The 14,925-nt window shown below is 67.7% G+C and carries 12 protein-coding genes, 1 pseudogene and 1 riboswitch (1 of these 14 only partly in view); of the genes and pseudogenes, 5 read left to right on the top strand and 8 right to left on the bottom strand.

The annotated features are described in order from the left end of the window. Positions 1-250: pseudogene (locus K789_RS22745) on the top strand (uracil-DNA glycosylase); it begins 459 nt to the left of the window's first position. Between the two features lie 51 nt (positions 251-301). After that, on the top strand, positions 302-1,141 hold the full coding sequence (locus K789_RS0109455; RefSeq protein WP_024366549.1) for a siderophore-interacting protein: 840 nt from the start codon (positions 302-304) through the stop codon (positions 1,139-1,141). A gap of 159 nt (positions 1,142-1,300) precedes the next feature. Here K789_RS0109455 and K789_RS0109450 read toward each other — a convergent pair whose 3' ends face one another. Together K789_RS0109450 and K789_RS0109445 are read right to left on the bottom strand one after the other, a co-directional pair. Then, entirely contained in the window at positions 1,301-2,797 is a 1,497-nt protein-coding gene (locus K789_RS0109450) for a threonine/serine ThrE exporter family protein (RefSeq protein ID WP_024366548.1), read from the bottom strand. A 32-nt stretch (positions 2,798-2,829) separates the two neighbouring features. Next, positions 2,830-3,903, bottom strand: a complete 1,074-nt coding sequence (locus tag K789_RS0109445; protein WP_024366547.1) for a lipid II:glycine glycyltransferase FemX — start codon at positions 3,901-3,903, stop codon at positions 2,830-2,832. A gap of 136 nt (positions 3,904-4,039) precedes the next feature. On the opposite strand from K789_RS0109445, the gene K789_RS0109440 reads away from it, so the two are divergent. Further along, positions 4,040-4,573: a TspO/MBR family protein gene (locus K789_RS0109440; RefSeq protein WP_051180979.1), complete on the top strand. Its 534-nt coding sequence runs from the start codon at positions 4,040-4,042 to the stop codon at positions 4,571-4,573. Between the two features lies 1 nt (position 4,574). Here the strand turns inward: K789_RS0109440 and K789_RS0109435 are convergent, their stop codons facing one another. After that, positions 4,575-6,002, bottom strand: coding sequence for an L-serine ammonia-lyase (locus K789_RS0109435; protein ID WP_024366545.1), 1,428 nt, complete (start codon positions 6,000-6,002; stop codon positions 4,575-4,577). Between the two features lie 37 nt (positions 6,003-6,039). Between K789_RS0109435 and K789_RS25425 the strand changes: the two genes are divergently transcribed. Then, entirely contained in the window at positions 6,040-6,198 is a 159-nt protein-coding gene (locus K789_RS25425) for a hypothetical protein (RefSeq protein WP_237739566.1), read from the top strand. Here K789_RS25425 and glyA read toward each other — a convergent pair. The 5 genes from glyA to K789_RS0109405 all read right to left on the bottom strand — a co-directional run bounded on the left by glyA (position 6,171) and on the right by K789_RS0109405 (position 13,431). Next, on the bottom strand, positions 6,171-7,499 hold the full coding sequence (gene glyA, locus K789_RS0109425; RefSeq protein ID WP_024366544.1) for a serine hydroxymethyltransferase: 1,329 nt from the start codon (positions 7,497-7,499) through the stop codon (positions 6,171-6,173). The two genes, K789_RS25425 and glyA, sit on opposite strands and share 28 nt — an antisense overlap. Then, positions 7,496-7,879 carry a glycine cleavage system protein GcvH gene (gene gcvH, locus K789_RS0109420; RefSeq protein WP_024366543.1) on the bottom strand — a complete coding sequence of 128 codons (384 nt, stop codon included), beginning with the start codon at positions 7,877-7,879 and terminating at the stop codon, positions 7,496-7,498. Before gcvH ends, glyA begins: the two co-directional genes overlap by 4 nt. Positions 7,880-8,431: 552 nt before the next feature. Then, entirely contained in the window at positions 8,432-9,595 is a 1,164-nt protein-coding gene (gene gcvT / locus K789_RS0109415) for a glycine cleavage system aminomethyltransferase GcvT (protein ID WP_024366542.1), read from the bottom strand. Positions 9,596-9,607: 12 nt separating this feature from the next. Next, complete coding sequence (gene gcvP, locus K789_RS0109410; RefSeq protein WP_029704814.1) at positions 9,608-12,520, bottom strand: aminomethyl-transferring glycine dehydrogenase; 2,913 nt, start codon at positions 12,518-12,520, stop codon at positions 9,608-9,610. 157 nt (positions 12,521-12,677) lie between these two features. Next, positions 12,678-12,776, bottom strand: a riboswitch (glycine riboswitch). A 115-nt stretch (positions 12,777-12,891) separates the two neighbouring features. Next, a complete protein-coding gene (locus K789_RS0109405) occupies positions 12,892-13,431 on the bottom strand; it encodes a TetR/AcrR family transcriptional regulator (protein WP_024366540.1) in 540 nt (179 codons plus the stop codon). Between the two features lie 84 nt (positions 13,432-13,515). Here K789_RS0109405 and K789_RS0109400 point away from each other — a divergent pair. Next, the coding region (locus K789_RS0109400) for an MFS transporter (protein WP_024366539.1) at positions 13,516-14,925 on the top strand (1,410 nt) is incomplete at its 3' end.

Raw genomic sequence — 14,925 nt, 5'->3', positions numbered from 1 at the left:
GATCCGTGCCGTGGCGAACCGTGTCACCGCCGACGGCTCCCGCGCGCCGCTCGTGGCGGTCCTCTGGGGCAGGGACGCCGGGACCGCCCGGCCGCTGCTGGGTACCACCCCGGTAATCGCGAGCGTCCACCCGAGTCCGCTCTCAGCCTCGCGGGGCTTCTTCGGCTCCCGGCCGTTCAGCCACACCAACACCCTGCTCCAGGAACAAGGCGACGGCACTGTGGATTGGGAGCTCCCGCCGCTCCCCTAGCCAGCTTCACAGTCAGGGTTCCGCACAGGCACTTTGGCTAGGCTTAGTCCTATGACTTCAGTCCCCGCTGCCACCTCGGCCACCCGAAAATCCCGCCCGCAGACCAATCTCACGGTCTTGCGCCGCGAGCAGCTCTCGCCTCACATGGTCCGGATCATCGCCGGGGGTCCGGGTTTCGCCGGCTACGTGAACAACGGCTTCGTGGACCGTTACATCAAGATCGTGTTTCCGCAGCCCGGGGTCGAGTACCCGGAACCCCTGGACCTCTGGGAGATCCGGGAGACCTTGCCGCGCAATCAGTGGCCGCACACCCGGACCTACACGGTCCGCTGGGTCGACGAGGCGGCCGGCGAAATCGCCATCGACTTCGTGATCCACGGCGACGAAGGCCTCGCGGGTCCGTGGGCGGCTTCCGCCCGGCCCGGCGACGCCTTGGTCTTCACCGGCCCGGGCGGCGGCTACAACCCGGATCCGGCCGCGGACTGGTACCTGTTCGCAGGCGACGAATCCGCCCTGCCGGCCATCGCTGCCTCCATCGAATCGCTGCCGGCGGATGCCCGCGGCATGGCCTTCCTCGAGGTGGACGGCGACGCCGATATCCAGGACATCGCCGCGCCGGCCGGCGTCGAGCTGTACTGGCTCTTCCGCGGCGGCGTGCCTGCCGGCGCCAGTGACCTGCTGGTTACTGCCGTGCGCGATTCCGTCTGGCCTGGCGGCCGGGTGCAGGTCTTTGCGCACGGTGAGCGCGGCTACATGAAGAGCCTGCGGGGCGTGCTCTACGCCCAGCGAGGTCTGGAGCGCTCCCAGGTCTCACTGTCCGGCTATTGGGCGAAGGGCCGGGTGGAGGACGACTTCCAGGCCGAGAAGAAGCTCCCCATCGGGCAGATCTAATAGCGGAAGATCTGATAGCGCAAAATCTGACGGTGCCGCGGAGTCTCCCCACGTTTGCCATCACGACGCCGGGACTCGCCGGACCGGCGGCCCNCCCGACACTCCGTCGGGACCCGGCAAAGGTGGGGGAAACCCGGTGGCGCAGGGTCCACAGGAGATTTAGCGGCGCCGCGCCCGGCGTCGTTCGTTGCTGGCCAGGCTGCGGGTCAGAGGCCGGGCGAGCGTGTCACCGAGCACAATGCCGGCCGCGACACCCATCACGATGGCGCCGGCATTGAGCATGCCCCCCGCACCCAGCAGGATCTCCGATTCCTCAATCGTCAATACATACATGGACCGGAATATGGTGAGGCCGGGCAACAGGATCAGGGCGGCGGGAACTGCCACCACCAGCTGCGGGGCCCCCATCCGAAGTGCCACCACGCGGGCCAGGAGCCCGATGACGACGGCTGCCAGTGCGGGCGAAAAGCGCACCCCTATGCCGAGGGCGTCGCCCCCGATCAGGACCAGATAGCCGACCACGCCCACGGCCGCCGTCGGCAGGAGCAGGGTCCAGCTGGTCTGTTCGGTGATGCCGATCATCAGCACCGCGATGGCGATCAGAATGACCACCACCCATAAGGGATACGCCGGCGGGAATGTTTTGGTGACGTCGATGGGTTCCATCGCCATCATGTCCCCCACCACGAATCCCACGGCGATGCCGGCGACGAGCGCGCCGAAGGTCAGCATCGTGGAGAGGAACCGGCCGGCGGCCGTGACCGGGAAGCCGTTAATCGCATCCTGCACCGAGGAAACCAGCCGGCCGGTAGGCAGGAGCAGCAGGATGCCGCCGACCACCACGATCTCGGGCGCGATCTGGAAGCCCACAAGGCCGCCGAACCGCCACAGGAGCAACGCGATAAAGGTGACCAGGAACGAGCAGGATGCCGTGATGAAGAAGTCCGGGGTACGCCAGCGGCCCAGCTGCCGGGCCAGCAGGCTGACCAGCAGGTTGGACAGGAAAGCCACCGCGGAGGCACCGGGTCCGCCGCCCAGCACGCCGACGAAGGCGGCGGAGAAGACCCCGAACGCCACCGTGACCATCCAGCGCGGGAAGGGCTTGGCGCTGCGGGTGATCTCCTCCAGCCGGCGCACGGCCTCCTCGCGGCCCACCCCGCCGGCCACGATTTCCGTGACCAGCTGGTGCACCTGGGAGAGCCCGGCGTAGTTGTTGGTCCAGGACCGGACCACGCGCAGCAGCGAGATGGGGGTCTGGTCCTTGGGCGCATAGTTGATGGCAACGGACTGGTTGGTGATGTCCACTTCGATGTGCTTGAGGCCCAGCGCGGCCGTAATGGCGATGATGCTGGTTTCGACTTCGAGGGCGCCGGCACCGTACCGGAACATGGACTCGGCGAGGTGCAGCGCGAAGTCGATGGTCTTGCGGGCGGAGGTGTCCACCCCGCCCACCTGGATCATCGGGTTGGCGTAGGGGCTGCCGGCGAGGCGGTCCACGATGCTCATCGGTGCGGTCGGCGGGTTTTCCCCCTGGACCAGCCGGCGCAGCATCCGCTTGGCCGCGGCATTCTGGCGCACCTGTGTGGGAGACATCGGCTCGGTCTTGGGCAATCCGTCGGTGTGCGGCCGTCGGCGGCCGTCGGTTTCCTTGGTCATTCCGGCGTCCTCAAATTTCCGTGGCGGCCGGTTTAGTAGAACTGCTGGCCCGTGCGGCGGGTGTAGAGCTGGCGGGCCACGCGCTCCCCCGCGGCCATCCAGGCCTTGTACTTCAGCGGATTCAGCACCTGGTCGTAGCAGCCGACGAAGTCGGTCACGGTCTTGCTGAAGCTGGTCTTGAAAAGGCCCAGGCCGTGGAACGGGTTGGACGTGTCCTTGAGCTGGTCGCTGGGCGGCGTGCCGCAGAAATCGTATTCGGTGCAGCCGAGTTCCTTGAACTGGTTGATGGCCGTCCACTGCACCAGGTGGGAGTCACCGTACTGGTTGCGCTTCTGCAGCGAGCCGCCGTCCTTGTACGTGCCCTTGCGGCCGTAGTTGATGACGAAGGCGCCGACGGAGGGCACGTCGTTCTCGTAGACGAACAGCAGCCGTCCCTGGTCGCGCTTGATGAAGTTGGTCCAGAACTGGCGGTAGTACTCATATTCGCGGACCCGGACCTGGGACTTGGCTTCCACGGTGTTGGTCATGAGCGCATACATGGCCCGGAAGTTCTCGTCGGTGGGTTCCACGTTGCGGACCTCCACACCCTCGCGGATGGCGCGGCGGACGGCGTTGCGGCCGCGCGAGTGCAGGTTGCGCAGCAGCTGGTTCTCGTCCGGTGAGATGTCCAGCAGGGCCGTCGAGTCGTTGGGCTGCAGGTTGTGGGTCTTAACCAGGCCGGCACCTTCGATCACGTGCCGGGCTGCCTCGGAAAGCACGATATCCGGCTCGATCTTGATGGCGAAGACTCCCAGCCGGGCACGCTTCACGAACTCGGCGTTGGCGGCGGCCATGCCGGGGATGTCCTCGACAGCAGCCACATCCGGGCCCTTGATCAGGTACCAGAGCTTGCCGAGCAGCGGGAAGGACTTCTCCAGGACAAGGTTGTAGCTCGTGTAATCGGCCGTCTCGTATACGAGGTGCAAGGGCTTCCAGCCAAAGTGCTGCTTGACCTCGGCGAAGGCCTCCGACTGCAGGAGATTGCCGCCATTGGGGTTCGCAGTGACGTGGGTGTCCCAGTTGGCGATCTCTTCGGCAGAGGCGAAGCGGGCGGTGAATTCACGCAAGGGTGCGGCATCCAATCATTGCGGTACGAGCGTCGGCGGCATGCGGACATGCAGCCTCAAGTCTATCCGGCCCGGCCCATGCTCCTGCCCGGAACGGACCCGCTACGCTGGAAGTATGCCGCCCGATCAGCAACCAATGACCGCAGGATCCGGAACCCAGGAACCGGCAACCGGACGGCGCACGCCGGGCGCCCAGCTGCTGGGACTGCTGGTCTTCCTCGCGGCCTCCGCCCTGGTTGCCGGGCTCGGCGGACTGGCCACGGCCAACAACGTCAACGGCTGGTATGCCACCGCGGACAAAGCGCCGTGGTCGCCGCCGAACTGGGTGTTCGGGCCGGTCTGGACCATCCTCTACATCGCAATGGCCGTGGCCGCCTGGCTGGTCTGGCGCCGGCGGTCCGACGGGACCAGGCCCGCCCTCACCGCCTACGCCGTGCAGCTTGCGCTCAACGTGCTCTGGACCCCGCTCTTCTTCGGCCTGTACCCAGCGCTCGGCACGCCGGCTCTGTGGATCGCCTTCGGCATTATCGTGGCACTGGCGGTAGCCGTGGCCGTCACGGTGCTCTACTTCGGACCGATCAGCCGCACAGCCGGGCTGCTGATGCTGCCCTACCTGACCTGGATCGTCTTCGCCTCGTCATTGAACCTCTGGGCCGCGCTGAACAACTGACTCAGCACTCCACGACGTTCACGGCGAGGCCACCCATGGCGGTCTCCTTGTATTTGGAGCTCATGTCCTTGCCGGTTTCCCGCATGGTCACGATGACCTCGTCGAGGGACACCCGGTGCGTGCCGTCGCCCCAGAGCGCCATCTTGGCGGCGTTGATGGCCTTCGCCGCGGCGATCGCGTTGCGTTCGATGCAGGGGATCTGCACAAGCCCGCCGATGGGGTCGCAGGTCAGGCCGAGGTTGTGTTCCATCGCGATTTCCGCGGCGTTTTCGACTTGCTGCGGCGTGCCGCCCATAACTTCGGCCAGTCCGGCGGCCGCCATCGACGACGCCGAGCCCACCTCACCCTGGCAGCCGACCTCGGCACCCGAGATCGAGGCCTGTTCCTTGTACAGGACCCCGATCGCGGCCGCGGTCAGGAGGAACTTGACCACAACGTCGTCGCGGTCGGTCTGGGTGGCCTTGTCCATGCCCGGGGCGAAGTGCAGCGCGTAGTAGAGCACGGCCGGGATGATGCCGGCGGCGCCGTTGGTGGGCGCGGTGACGACGCGGCCGCCGGAGGCGTTCTCCTCGTTCACGGCGAGCGCGATCAGGTTGACCCATTCCTGCCAGTACTTCGGGTCCCGGTAGTCGGGGTCTTGGCCCTGGGTTTCCTTCATGAGGCGTTCGTGCCAGTCGGGCGCACGGCGGCGGACCTTGAGGCCGCCCGGCAGGAGCCCCTCGCGTTTGAGGCTGACCTCGACGCAGCCTTCCATCACGGAGTAGATGTGCAGGAGACCTTCGCGGATCTCCGCCTCGGTCCGGGCGGCGCGCTCGTTGACGAACATGATCTCGCCGATCGAGAGGCCCTTGGACTGGCAGCGGCCCAGCAGTTCCGCGGCGGTGCGGAAGGGCAGGGGCAGTTCCTTCTTGGATTCGTCGAGTTCCTTCAGCGCGGCGTCCTCCTCGCCCTCGCGGACGATGAAGCCGCCGCCGACGGAGAAGAATGTGGCGCTGTGCAGGACTCCACCGTCCGCGCCGGACACGGTGAACGTCATGCCGTTGGTGTGCCGCGGCAGGATGGTCAGGGGCCGCAGGACCATGTCCTTCACGCCGTAGGGCAGCGGTACGCCTGTTCCGTCCCCGGCACCGGCCAGCTGCAGGGTGCCGGTCGCGGCGATGGTGGCGAGCCGTTCCTCCACTTCCTCGGGGAGGATCAGCTCGGGGTGAAAGCCTTCCAGGCCAAGCAGGATGGCGGTCATGGTGCCGTGGCCGTGCCCGGTGGCGGCGAGGGAGCCGTAGAGGTCCACGCGCAGCCCGGTCACCCCGTCCAGCACACCGGAGGTCTTAAGCTCTTCGGCGAACACCGCCGCAGCCCGCATCGGGCCCACGGTGTGTGAACTGGAGGGCCCTATTCCGATGGAAAAAAGGTCGAAGACTCCAACGGCCATGGTCGGTTCCTAACTGGCTCTAACTGTGTCCCGGCAGATGGTCCTGCCGGATGGCGGTGCGGCCGCCGGTTGGCTGCTGTTCCGCCGGATGCACGACGCCGGGCGGCAGCTTGTGGCGGCGGCCCGGCGTCGTGATCTGTACTGCTTCTACTACCTGTATTACGGGCTCTACGCGAGGTTGGCAACCGAGGGGTAGAGCGGGTGGGCGGCGGCGAGGGCCTCCACCCGATGGCGCAGACCGGACAGGTCGGCGCCGGCGTCGGCGATCAGCGCCTCCGCGATGATATCCGCAACCTCGGTGAACGCCGCCTCGCCGAAGCCACGGGTGGCCAGCGCGGGGGTTCCGATCCGCAGCCCCGAGGTCACCATCGGCGGGCGGGGGTCGAAGGGGACGGCGTTGCGGTTGACGGTGATGTCGATTTCCGCGAGGCGGTCCTCGGCTTCCTGGCCGTTGAGCTCGCAGTTGCGCAGGTCCACGAGGACCAGGTGCACGTCGGTGCCGCCGGAGATCACGTTGATCCCCTTGGCGGTGACGTCCGGCTGGACCAGCCGCTCGGCGAGGATCCGGGCGCCGGCCAGGACACGCTCCTGGCGTTCCTTGAACTCCGGGGACGCGGCGATCTTGAAGGCCACGGCCTTGCCGGCGATGACGTGCTCCAGCGGGCCGCCCTGCTGTCCGGGGAACACGGCCGAGTTGATCTTCTTGGCGATGTCGGCGTCGTTGGAGAGGATGATGCCGCCGCGCGGACCTGCGAGGGTCTTGTGCGTGGTGGACGTGGTGACGTGCGCGTGCGGCACCGGCGACGGGTGCAGCCCGGCGGCGACGAGCCCGGCGAAGTGGGCCATGTCCACCATGAGGTAGGCCCCGACCGAGTCGGCGATCCGGCGGAACTCGGCAAAGTCGAGCTGCCGGGCGTACGCGGACCAGCCGGCGACGATGAGCTTCGGCTTGTGCTCCTGGGCAAGGCGTTCGACCTCGGCCATGTCGATCCGGTGGTCGTCCTCGCGGACCTGGTATGGGATCACGTTGTACAGGCGGCCGGAGAAGTTGATCTTCATGCCGTGCGTGAGGTGCCCGCCGTGCGCCAGGTTCAGGCCCATGATGGTGTCGCCCGGGCGGATCAGCGCGTGCATGACGGAGGCGTTGGCCTGCGCGCCGGAGTGCGGCTGGACGTTGGCGTACTCGGCGCCGAACAGGGCCTTGACCCGGTCGATCGCGAGCTGCTCGATGACGTCGACGTGCTCGCAGCCGCCGTAGTAGCGCTTGCCCGGGTAGCCTTCAGCGTATTTGTTGGTCAGCACGGAGCCCTGCGCCTGCATGACGGCCTTGGCGGTGTGGTTCTCCGAGGCGATCATCTCCAGGCTGTCACGCTGGCGGGTCAGCTCGGCGTCGATCCGGGCAGCGATCTCCGGATCCAGCGCGGACAGGTCCGCGTCCAGGCTCGCGGAAACAACCTGCTCGAACACGGTCTCGGTGCCGGTCGCTGCGCCGCTCACAGGTCGCCGCCATTCTTGGACGCGTAGTCCTGGGCGGAGAGCAGCGGGCCGTCGGATTCGGCGGCGACCTTGAAGAGCCAGCCGGCGCCGTAGGGGTCGCTGTTGATCAGTGCGGGATCGTCGACGACGGCGGGGTTGATTTCCGTCACCTCACCCGTCACCGGGGCGTACAGGTCGGAGACGGATTTGGTCGATTCGACCTCGCCGCAGGTCTCCCCCGCGGTCACCGCGGAGCCGACCTCGGGCAGGTCCACGTAGACGATGTCGCCGAGGGCATCGGTGGCGACGGCGGAGATGCCGATGGACACAACGTTCCCGGCCTCCCGCGCAACCCACTCGTGCTCGTCGGAGTACTGCAGTTCAGGGGCAACTCTTGCCATGTGTTTTTCCTAAGTCTTGGAGTGGTCGTTGGTGCTAAATCTATTGTGGCTGGGTTGCCTACCGACCGTGGCCGGGTTGGGTGGCGGATGAGCGAATTCCTCCGCGTGCTCGGTCGCGAAGGCGCCCGCTGGGCGGACGCGACGCTCCCTTAGACGCACGCTTCCGGAATCCCCTCATCCGCCGCTATTCAGTTCAGTTTTCGGGACCAACAGTTTTTGAAAGGACCGGTTCCGGAAAGGAACCGTGGCCGTTCGTATTCTTCTAGAGCCGACCCTCGGCAGCCAGTACTGGATCCAGCACCTTTGGCTTTCGAAGGCGCCCGGTTCCGTTGGTCCTGTTGTGGTTCTTGGTCCTAAAGGTGAGTTGAACACGAGGTGCCCTGCAGGGCCCCTTCGGGCCCGGCATCCGGCAGCATGCGTCTAAGGGAGCGTCACGTCCGCCCAGCGGGCGTCTTCGCGACCGAGCATGCAGAGGATGTCGGGTCCGACGGGCCAACGCAACCCGGAGCCGGGAACCGCTGGGGCACCCGGCTTCCTAGAGGACCCGCTGGACTACTTGACGCGTTTGTAGAAAGGCAGTGCGACAACTTCGAAGGGTTCCGTTTTGCCGCGCAGGTCGATGTCGAGGGCTGTGCCGGGTTCGGTGAACTCGACGTCGACGTAGGCCATGGCGACCGGGTAGCCCAAGGTCGGGCTGGGCTGCCCCGAAGTGACTTCGCCGACCGTGGTGCCGTCCTTCAGGACCGGGTAGTGGCCGCGGCCGGCCCGGCGGCCGAGGCCTTTGAGCCCGACCAGCTTGCGGCCGGTGGTGGCGCCGGCGCCGGCCTCCTTTTTCGCGGCGAGGGCTGCCTTGCCGACGAAGTCGCCTTCCTTGGAGAGCGCCACGACCGGGCCCAGTCCGGCGGCGAACGGGTCGCCGTCGAGGGAGAGCTCGTTGCCGTAGAGCGGCATGCCGGCCTCGAGCCGGAGCGAGTCGCGGGACGCGAGCCCGGCGGGCGTCAGCTCGCCTTCCTCGGCGATGGCGATGAGCGCCTGCCAGAGGGCGGCGGCGTCGGAGTTTGCGACGAAGATCTCGAAGCCGTCCTCACCGGTGTAGCCGGTGCGGGCCAGGAGGAGTTCCTTGCTGGTGCCGCCGACCATGAAGGGGACGTCGACGGCGGCGTAGTACTTCAGGCCGGTGACGAGCTCGTGCCGGGCGGCGGGGACCAGACGGAGCAGGATGGCCTCCGCCTTGGGGCCCTGGACCGCGATTAGCGAGGTCTCGGCGGAGGCGTCGTGGACCGTGACGTCAAACCCGCCTTCTTGGGCAGAACCAGCCCGGTCGGCCAGGGCCGCGGCGACCACCGTGGCGTTGCCCGCGTTGGGGACCACGAGGAACTTGTCCGTGCCGTCGGCGGCGGCCGGACGCCGGTAGGTGATGAGGTCGTCGAGGATCCCGCCGTCCTCGTTGCAGATCAGCGAGTACTTGGCCTTGCCAACCGCCATCGCGGAGATCTTGCCGACCAGGGCGTAGTCCAGGAAGGCCGCGGCATCGGGCCCGGTGACCCAGACTTCACCCATGTGGGAGAGGTCGTAAAGGCCCGCCGACGTGCGGACGGCGTGGTGCTCGGCAAGTTCGGAGCTGTACTTGAGCGGCATCTGCCAGCCGCCGAAATCCGTGAAGGAGGCGCCGAGCTTCTTGTGCTCTTCGTACAGGGCCGTGTAGTTCTCAGTCATCGTTGGCTGTCCCTAGTTGTTAGAGGCGGAGTTGGCGGAGTGGTCTGCTGTGTCTTCTTCGAAGGCCTCGAGGGGAGGGCACGAGCAGATCAGGTTCCGGTCGCCGGCGGCGCCGTCGATCCGGCCGACCGGCGGGAAGTACTTGTCCTGCTTGAGCGTGTGGACCGGGAAGACGGCCTGTTCGCGCGGGTACCCGCGGGCCCAGTCGGTGCTGATGACGGCGGCGGCGGTGTGCGGGGCGTTGCGCAACGGGCTCTGCTCGACGGTGAAGTCGCCGTGCGCCACCTGGTCGATCTCGGCGCGGATGGATTTCATGGCCGTGATGAAGCGGTCGATTTCGCCGAGGTCCTCGGACTCGGTGGGCTCGACCATCAGGGTGCCGGCCACCGGGAACGCGAGGGTGGGTGCGTGGAAGCCGTAGTCGATGAGGCGCTTGGCGACGTCCTCGGCGGTCACGCCGGTCTTGGCCGTGAGTTCGCGCAGGTCGAGGATGCACTCGTGGGCGACGAGTCCGCCTTCGCCGGTGTAGAGCACCGGGAAGAAGTCGTTCAGGCGGGCCGCGATGTAGTTGGCTGCGAGCAGGGCCGACTTGGTGGCCTCGGTGAGTCCCTGGCCGCCCATGAGCTTCACGTAGGCCCAGGAGATCGGCAGCACGCCGGCCGAGCCGTAGCGGGAGGCGGAGATCGGTGTGCCGTCGGCGCCATCGGCCGGATCAGCGGCGTTGCCGGGCATAAAGGGTGCCAGGTGGGCCTTGGCAGCGACCGGGCCGACGCCGGGGCCGCCGCCGCCGTGCGGGATACAGAAGGTCTTGTGCAGGTTCAGGTGCGAGACGTCGCCGCCGAACATGCCCGGCTGGGCCAGCCCAACGAGGGCGTTGAGGTTGGCGCCGTCGATGTAGACCTGTCCGCCGGCGGCGTGGACTGCGTCGCAGACCTCGCGGACGTCGGCGTCGAACACCCCGTGGGTGGACGGGTAGGTGATCATGATCGCGGACAGCGCGTCCTTGTGCAGTTCGATCTTGGTCTGCAGGTCGGCGTGGTCGATCGTGCCGTCGGTGGCGGTGGCCACGACGACGACCTTCATGCCGGCGAGCACAGCCGAGGCGGCGTTGGTGCCGTGGGCGGATGCGGGGATGAGGCAGATGTTGCGCTGCGCCTGACCGCGGGAGTGGTGGTAGCCGCGGATGGCCAGCAGGCCCGCCAGTTCGCCCTGGGACCCGGCGTTCGGCTGGATGGAGACCTGGTCATAACCGGTGATCTCGGTCAGCTGGGCCTCGAGGTCCTCGATCAGTTCGCGCCAGCCGGCGGTCTGGGATTCGGGGGCGAAGGGGTGGATCGAGGCGAATTCCGGCCAGGAGATGGCCTCCATTTCGGCCGTGGCGTTCAGCTTCATGGTGCAGGAACCCAGCGGGATCATGGTGCGGTCCAGCGCGAGGTCGCGGTCCGAGAGGCGGCGGATATAGCGCAGCAGCTGCGTTTCGGACCGGTGGGTGTTGAAAACCGGGTGCTGGAGGTAGTCGGAGGTGCGCTCGACGGCGGAGTCCAGGCCGAACCCGGAATCACCGTCTGATTCTGCGTCTGCGACGCTGGCGCCGAAGGCCGCGACGACGTCGGCGACGATGGCCGCCGTCGTGGCTTCATCGGTGGAGATGCCGACAGTGTCCGCGTCGACGGCGCGCAGGTTGATGCCCTTGGCCTCGGCGGCGGCGATGATCTGCGCGGACTTGCCGGGCACGGAGACGGTGACAGTGTCGAAGAAGCTGGTGTGCAGCACGTCCAGGCCCGCGGCTTTGAGCGAGGCTGCGATGGTCCTGGCGTGGCCGTGGGTGGTCTCAGCGATGGCCTTCAGCCCGTCCGGCCCGTGGTAGACCGCGTAGAAGGAAGACACGATCGCCAGCAGGGCCTGCGCGGTGCAGATGTTGGACGTCGCCTTCTCGCGGCGGATGTGCTGCTCGCGGGTCTGCAGGGCCAGCCGGTAGGCGGGGACTCCGGCGTTGTCCTTGGAGACGCCGACGAGGCGCCCGGGCATGGACCGCTCGAGGCCCTTCTGGACGGCCATGTACGCGGCGTGCGGGCCGCCGAAGAACAACGGCACGCCGAAGCGCTGGGCGGAGCCGACGGCGATGTCCGCGCCCTGCTCGCCCGGGGACGTGATGAGTGTCAGGGAGAGCAGGTCCGCGGCGACGGTGACGAGCGCACCGCGTTCCTTGGCCTCGGCGATCACGGCCGTGTGGTCGAACACGCGGCCGGAGACGCCGGGCTGCTGCAGGACGACGCCGTTGATGACGCCCTCGGGCAGGCCCTTGGAGAGGTCGGCGACCTCAACTTCGAAGCCGAGGGCCTCGGCGCGGCCCTTGACGATCGCGATGGTCTGCGGGAGGCAGTCGGCGTCGAGGACGGTCTTGCCGTCGTGGGCCGCCTTGTTCTTGTTGGCCCGGCGCATCATCAGCACGGCCTCGGCGACAGCGGTGGCTTCGTCCAGCAGCGAGGCGTTGGCGATGGGGAGCCCGACGAGGTCCTGGACCATGGTCTGGAAGTTCAGCAGCGCCTCAAGCCGGCCCTGCGAGATTTCCGGCTGGTACGGGGTGTAGGCCGTATACCAGGCCGGGGCCTCGAGGATGTTGCGGCGGATCACCGGCGGGGTGAGGGTGTCGTAGTAACCCTGCCCGATCATCTGGACGGCAGTCTTGTTCTTCGCGGCGAGCTTGCGCAGTTCGGCGAGGACTTCAACTTCACTGAGGGCTTCGGTGAGCCCCAGCGGGGAGTCCTGCCGGATGTCCTTCGGGACGGCCGTGTCCACAAGCGCATCGACGGTGTCGTAGCCGACAGCCTTCAACATGGCGTCGACGTCGGCCTGGCGGCGGGCGCCGATGTGCCGGTCAACGAAGGACGTGGAGGCTGAGGTAACAGTCACAAGGAACTCCATAACTAAGGCGGCGCAGGGTACGCCGCATTGATTCGGGTTCCTCCCCGCTCTGTATTGGACCTGAGAGTTTCCGCGCGGCCCCGCTCTCGCAGGGCTCCGCTTGCACCGTCGGTGAGCACAGCATGTCAAAAGACAGCCTGCTACTTTCCAGAGTTGCCTTGCCGCGGCGGTACATGGGCCTGAGAGATTCCTGGGGAGGGTTTGCTCCTACGGCGCCTGCTTGTACCTACTTGCAGAACTCTCCCGCCGCAGATCAAAGGCATATTCAATTGCTCGTGACCGCAGTCACAGCTCCCATTGTCCTACGCCGGGCGAGCGTCCGCAAACCAGTGACCGGGCGTCCGCGAGAATGACGCGCAGGGCTGCCGGGCTCAGCCGCGGAGCCGCTCGAGGGCGGTGAGCAGGCTTTCGACGTCGGGGCCGACCTCCGGGAGCGGCCCGCCCGGGCCGCGCGCCAACATGGCGTTGAAGTACAGCCCGTCCCCCATGTACAGGACGGGCTTGGCCATGGCGGGGCCGACGTCGTCGGCCAGCAGTTCCAGCCAGCTGGCTTGGACAGCGGCCATGCGGCGCAGGGTTTCCTGGTGGGCCACTTCCGCCAGCCGGGTCGCGGCGACGAAGACCCGGTCCAGCGGCGTGTCCGCCCAGACGGAGGACTTGATGAAGAACGCCGCGGCCCCTTCCGGCGCGGCGGCCATGGCGGCAAGGTCCTCGGCGAGCAGCCGGTCCAGCCGTTCCAGCAGGACGGCGATCATCGCCTCCTTGTTGGGGAAGTGGTACAGCAGCCCGCCCTTGGACACACCGGCCAGCCGGGCGACGGCATCGAGCGTCGCGGCACGCTCACCCTCTTCAATCAGGAGGGATTCGAACGCATCGAGGACGGCTTCGCGGGCGACGGGTTTTCTGGCCATGGTTCCTATCATGCCCCGCCGAGGGGGCCGTCACTCAAACTCAGCATTTCCTAACTGTACCGTCCAGACGGTACAGTTATTGTCATGAGCAACACGCCCCTCTCCCGCAGCAGCACCGGCACCGGCACCGGCACCGGCGGCAACTACGCCGCCGGCGCACCGTCGAACCAGGCACCGCGGGCACCGTGGCGCGACTGGCTGGCGCTGGCGCTTCTGATGTTCCCGGTGCTGCTCGTGGCCGTCGACAACACGGCCCTGACCTTCGCACTGCCGGCCATCGCCCGGAGCCTCGACGCCTCCGGGGTGGAGCTGCTCTGGATTGTCGACGCCTACCCACTGGTCCTCGCCGGCCTCCTCGTGGCGATGGGCAGCCTCGGTGACAGGATCGGCCGCCGCCGGCTGCTCTTCATCGGCAGCACGGGGTTCGCTGCCGTCTCGGCGGTCACGGCCTTCGCCCCCAGCGCCGAGTGGCTGATTGCCGGCCGCGCGGGATTGGGCTTCTTCGGCGCCATGCTGATGCCGTCCACCCTGTCCCTGATCCGCAACATCTTTCCCGAGCCGAACCGGCGGCGGCTGGCCGTGGCCATCTGGGCCGCCGGCTTCTCCGGCGGCGCCGCGCTGGGCCCGATCTTCGGCGGCTGGCTCGTGGAACACTTCTGGTGGGGCGCCGTCCTGCTGGTTGCCGTGCCGATCATCCTGCCGCTGCTGGCCCTCGGTCCGGCACTGATCCCGGAATCCCGCGACCCGAACCCGGGACGGGTGGACATGCCCAGCATCGTCCTGTCCCTGCTGGTCATGGTGCCGGTGGTTTACGGCATCAAGGTCCTGGCCACGCACGGCGTGGCAGCGGAACCGCTGGCGGCCATCACCTTTGGCCTGCTCATGGGGTATGTCTTCATCCGGCGCCAGCGACACCTCCTGACGGCCGGCCAGGCACAGGGCACCCCCGGGACGCGCAACGGCACTGCTCCCCTGCTGGACCTCAGCCTCTTCGGCAACCGGGTCTTCAGCACCGCCATTGTCGCGAACGTGCTGGCGCTGTTCTCCTTTAACGGCTTCATCCTGTTCCTCGCCCAGCACCTGCAGCTGATCGAAGGGCAGTCTCCCTCGGAATCCGGGGTCGCCATGGTCCCCGCCCTCATCGCCACCGTCCTGGCCGGCCTGCTGGTGGTGCCGCTGGTGAAGAAGGTCCGCCCTGGTTTCGTGGTCGCCGGCGGGTTGCTCCTAAGCGCCGCAGGCTACTTCCTGGTGGCCTTTGGTGATCATGGCAACGGCCCGGCGCTGCTGCTGGCGGCCCTGCTGGTGCTGTGCCTCGGCGTCGGCGCCGCGGAGACCATCTCCAACGACTTGATCCTCGGGGCGGCCCCGGCGGAGAAGTCCGGGGCGGCGGCCGCGATTTCCGAGACCGGCTACGAAGTCGGTTCCCTTCTCGGCACCGCCATCCTGGGCTCCATCCTGACGGCCTCCTACCAGGGCAATCTCCGGCTGCCCGCC

The sequence above is a fragment of the Arthrobacter sp. TB 26 genome, from assembly GCF_000427315.1.
Classification (GTDB): Bacteria; Actinomycetota; Actinomycetes; order Actinomycetales; family Micrococcaceae; genus Arthrobacter.
This window is presented reverse-complemented; position numbering and strand designations above follow the sequence as displayed.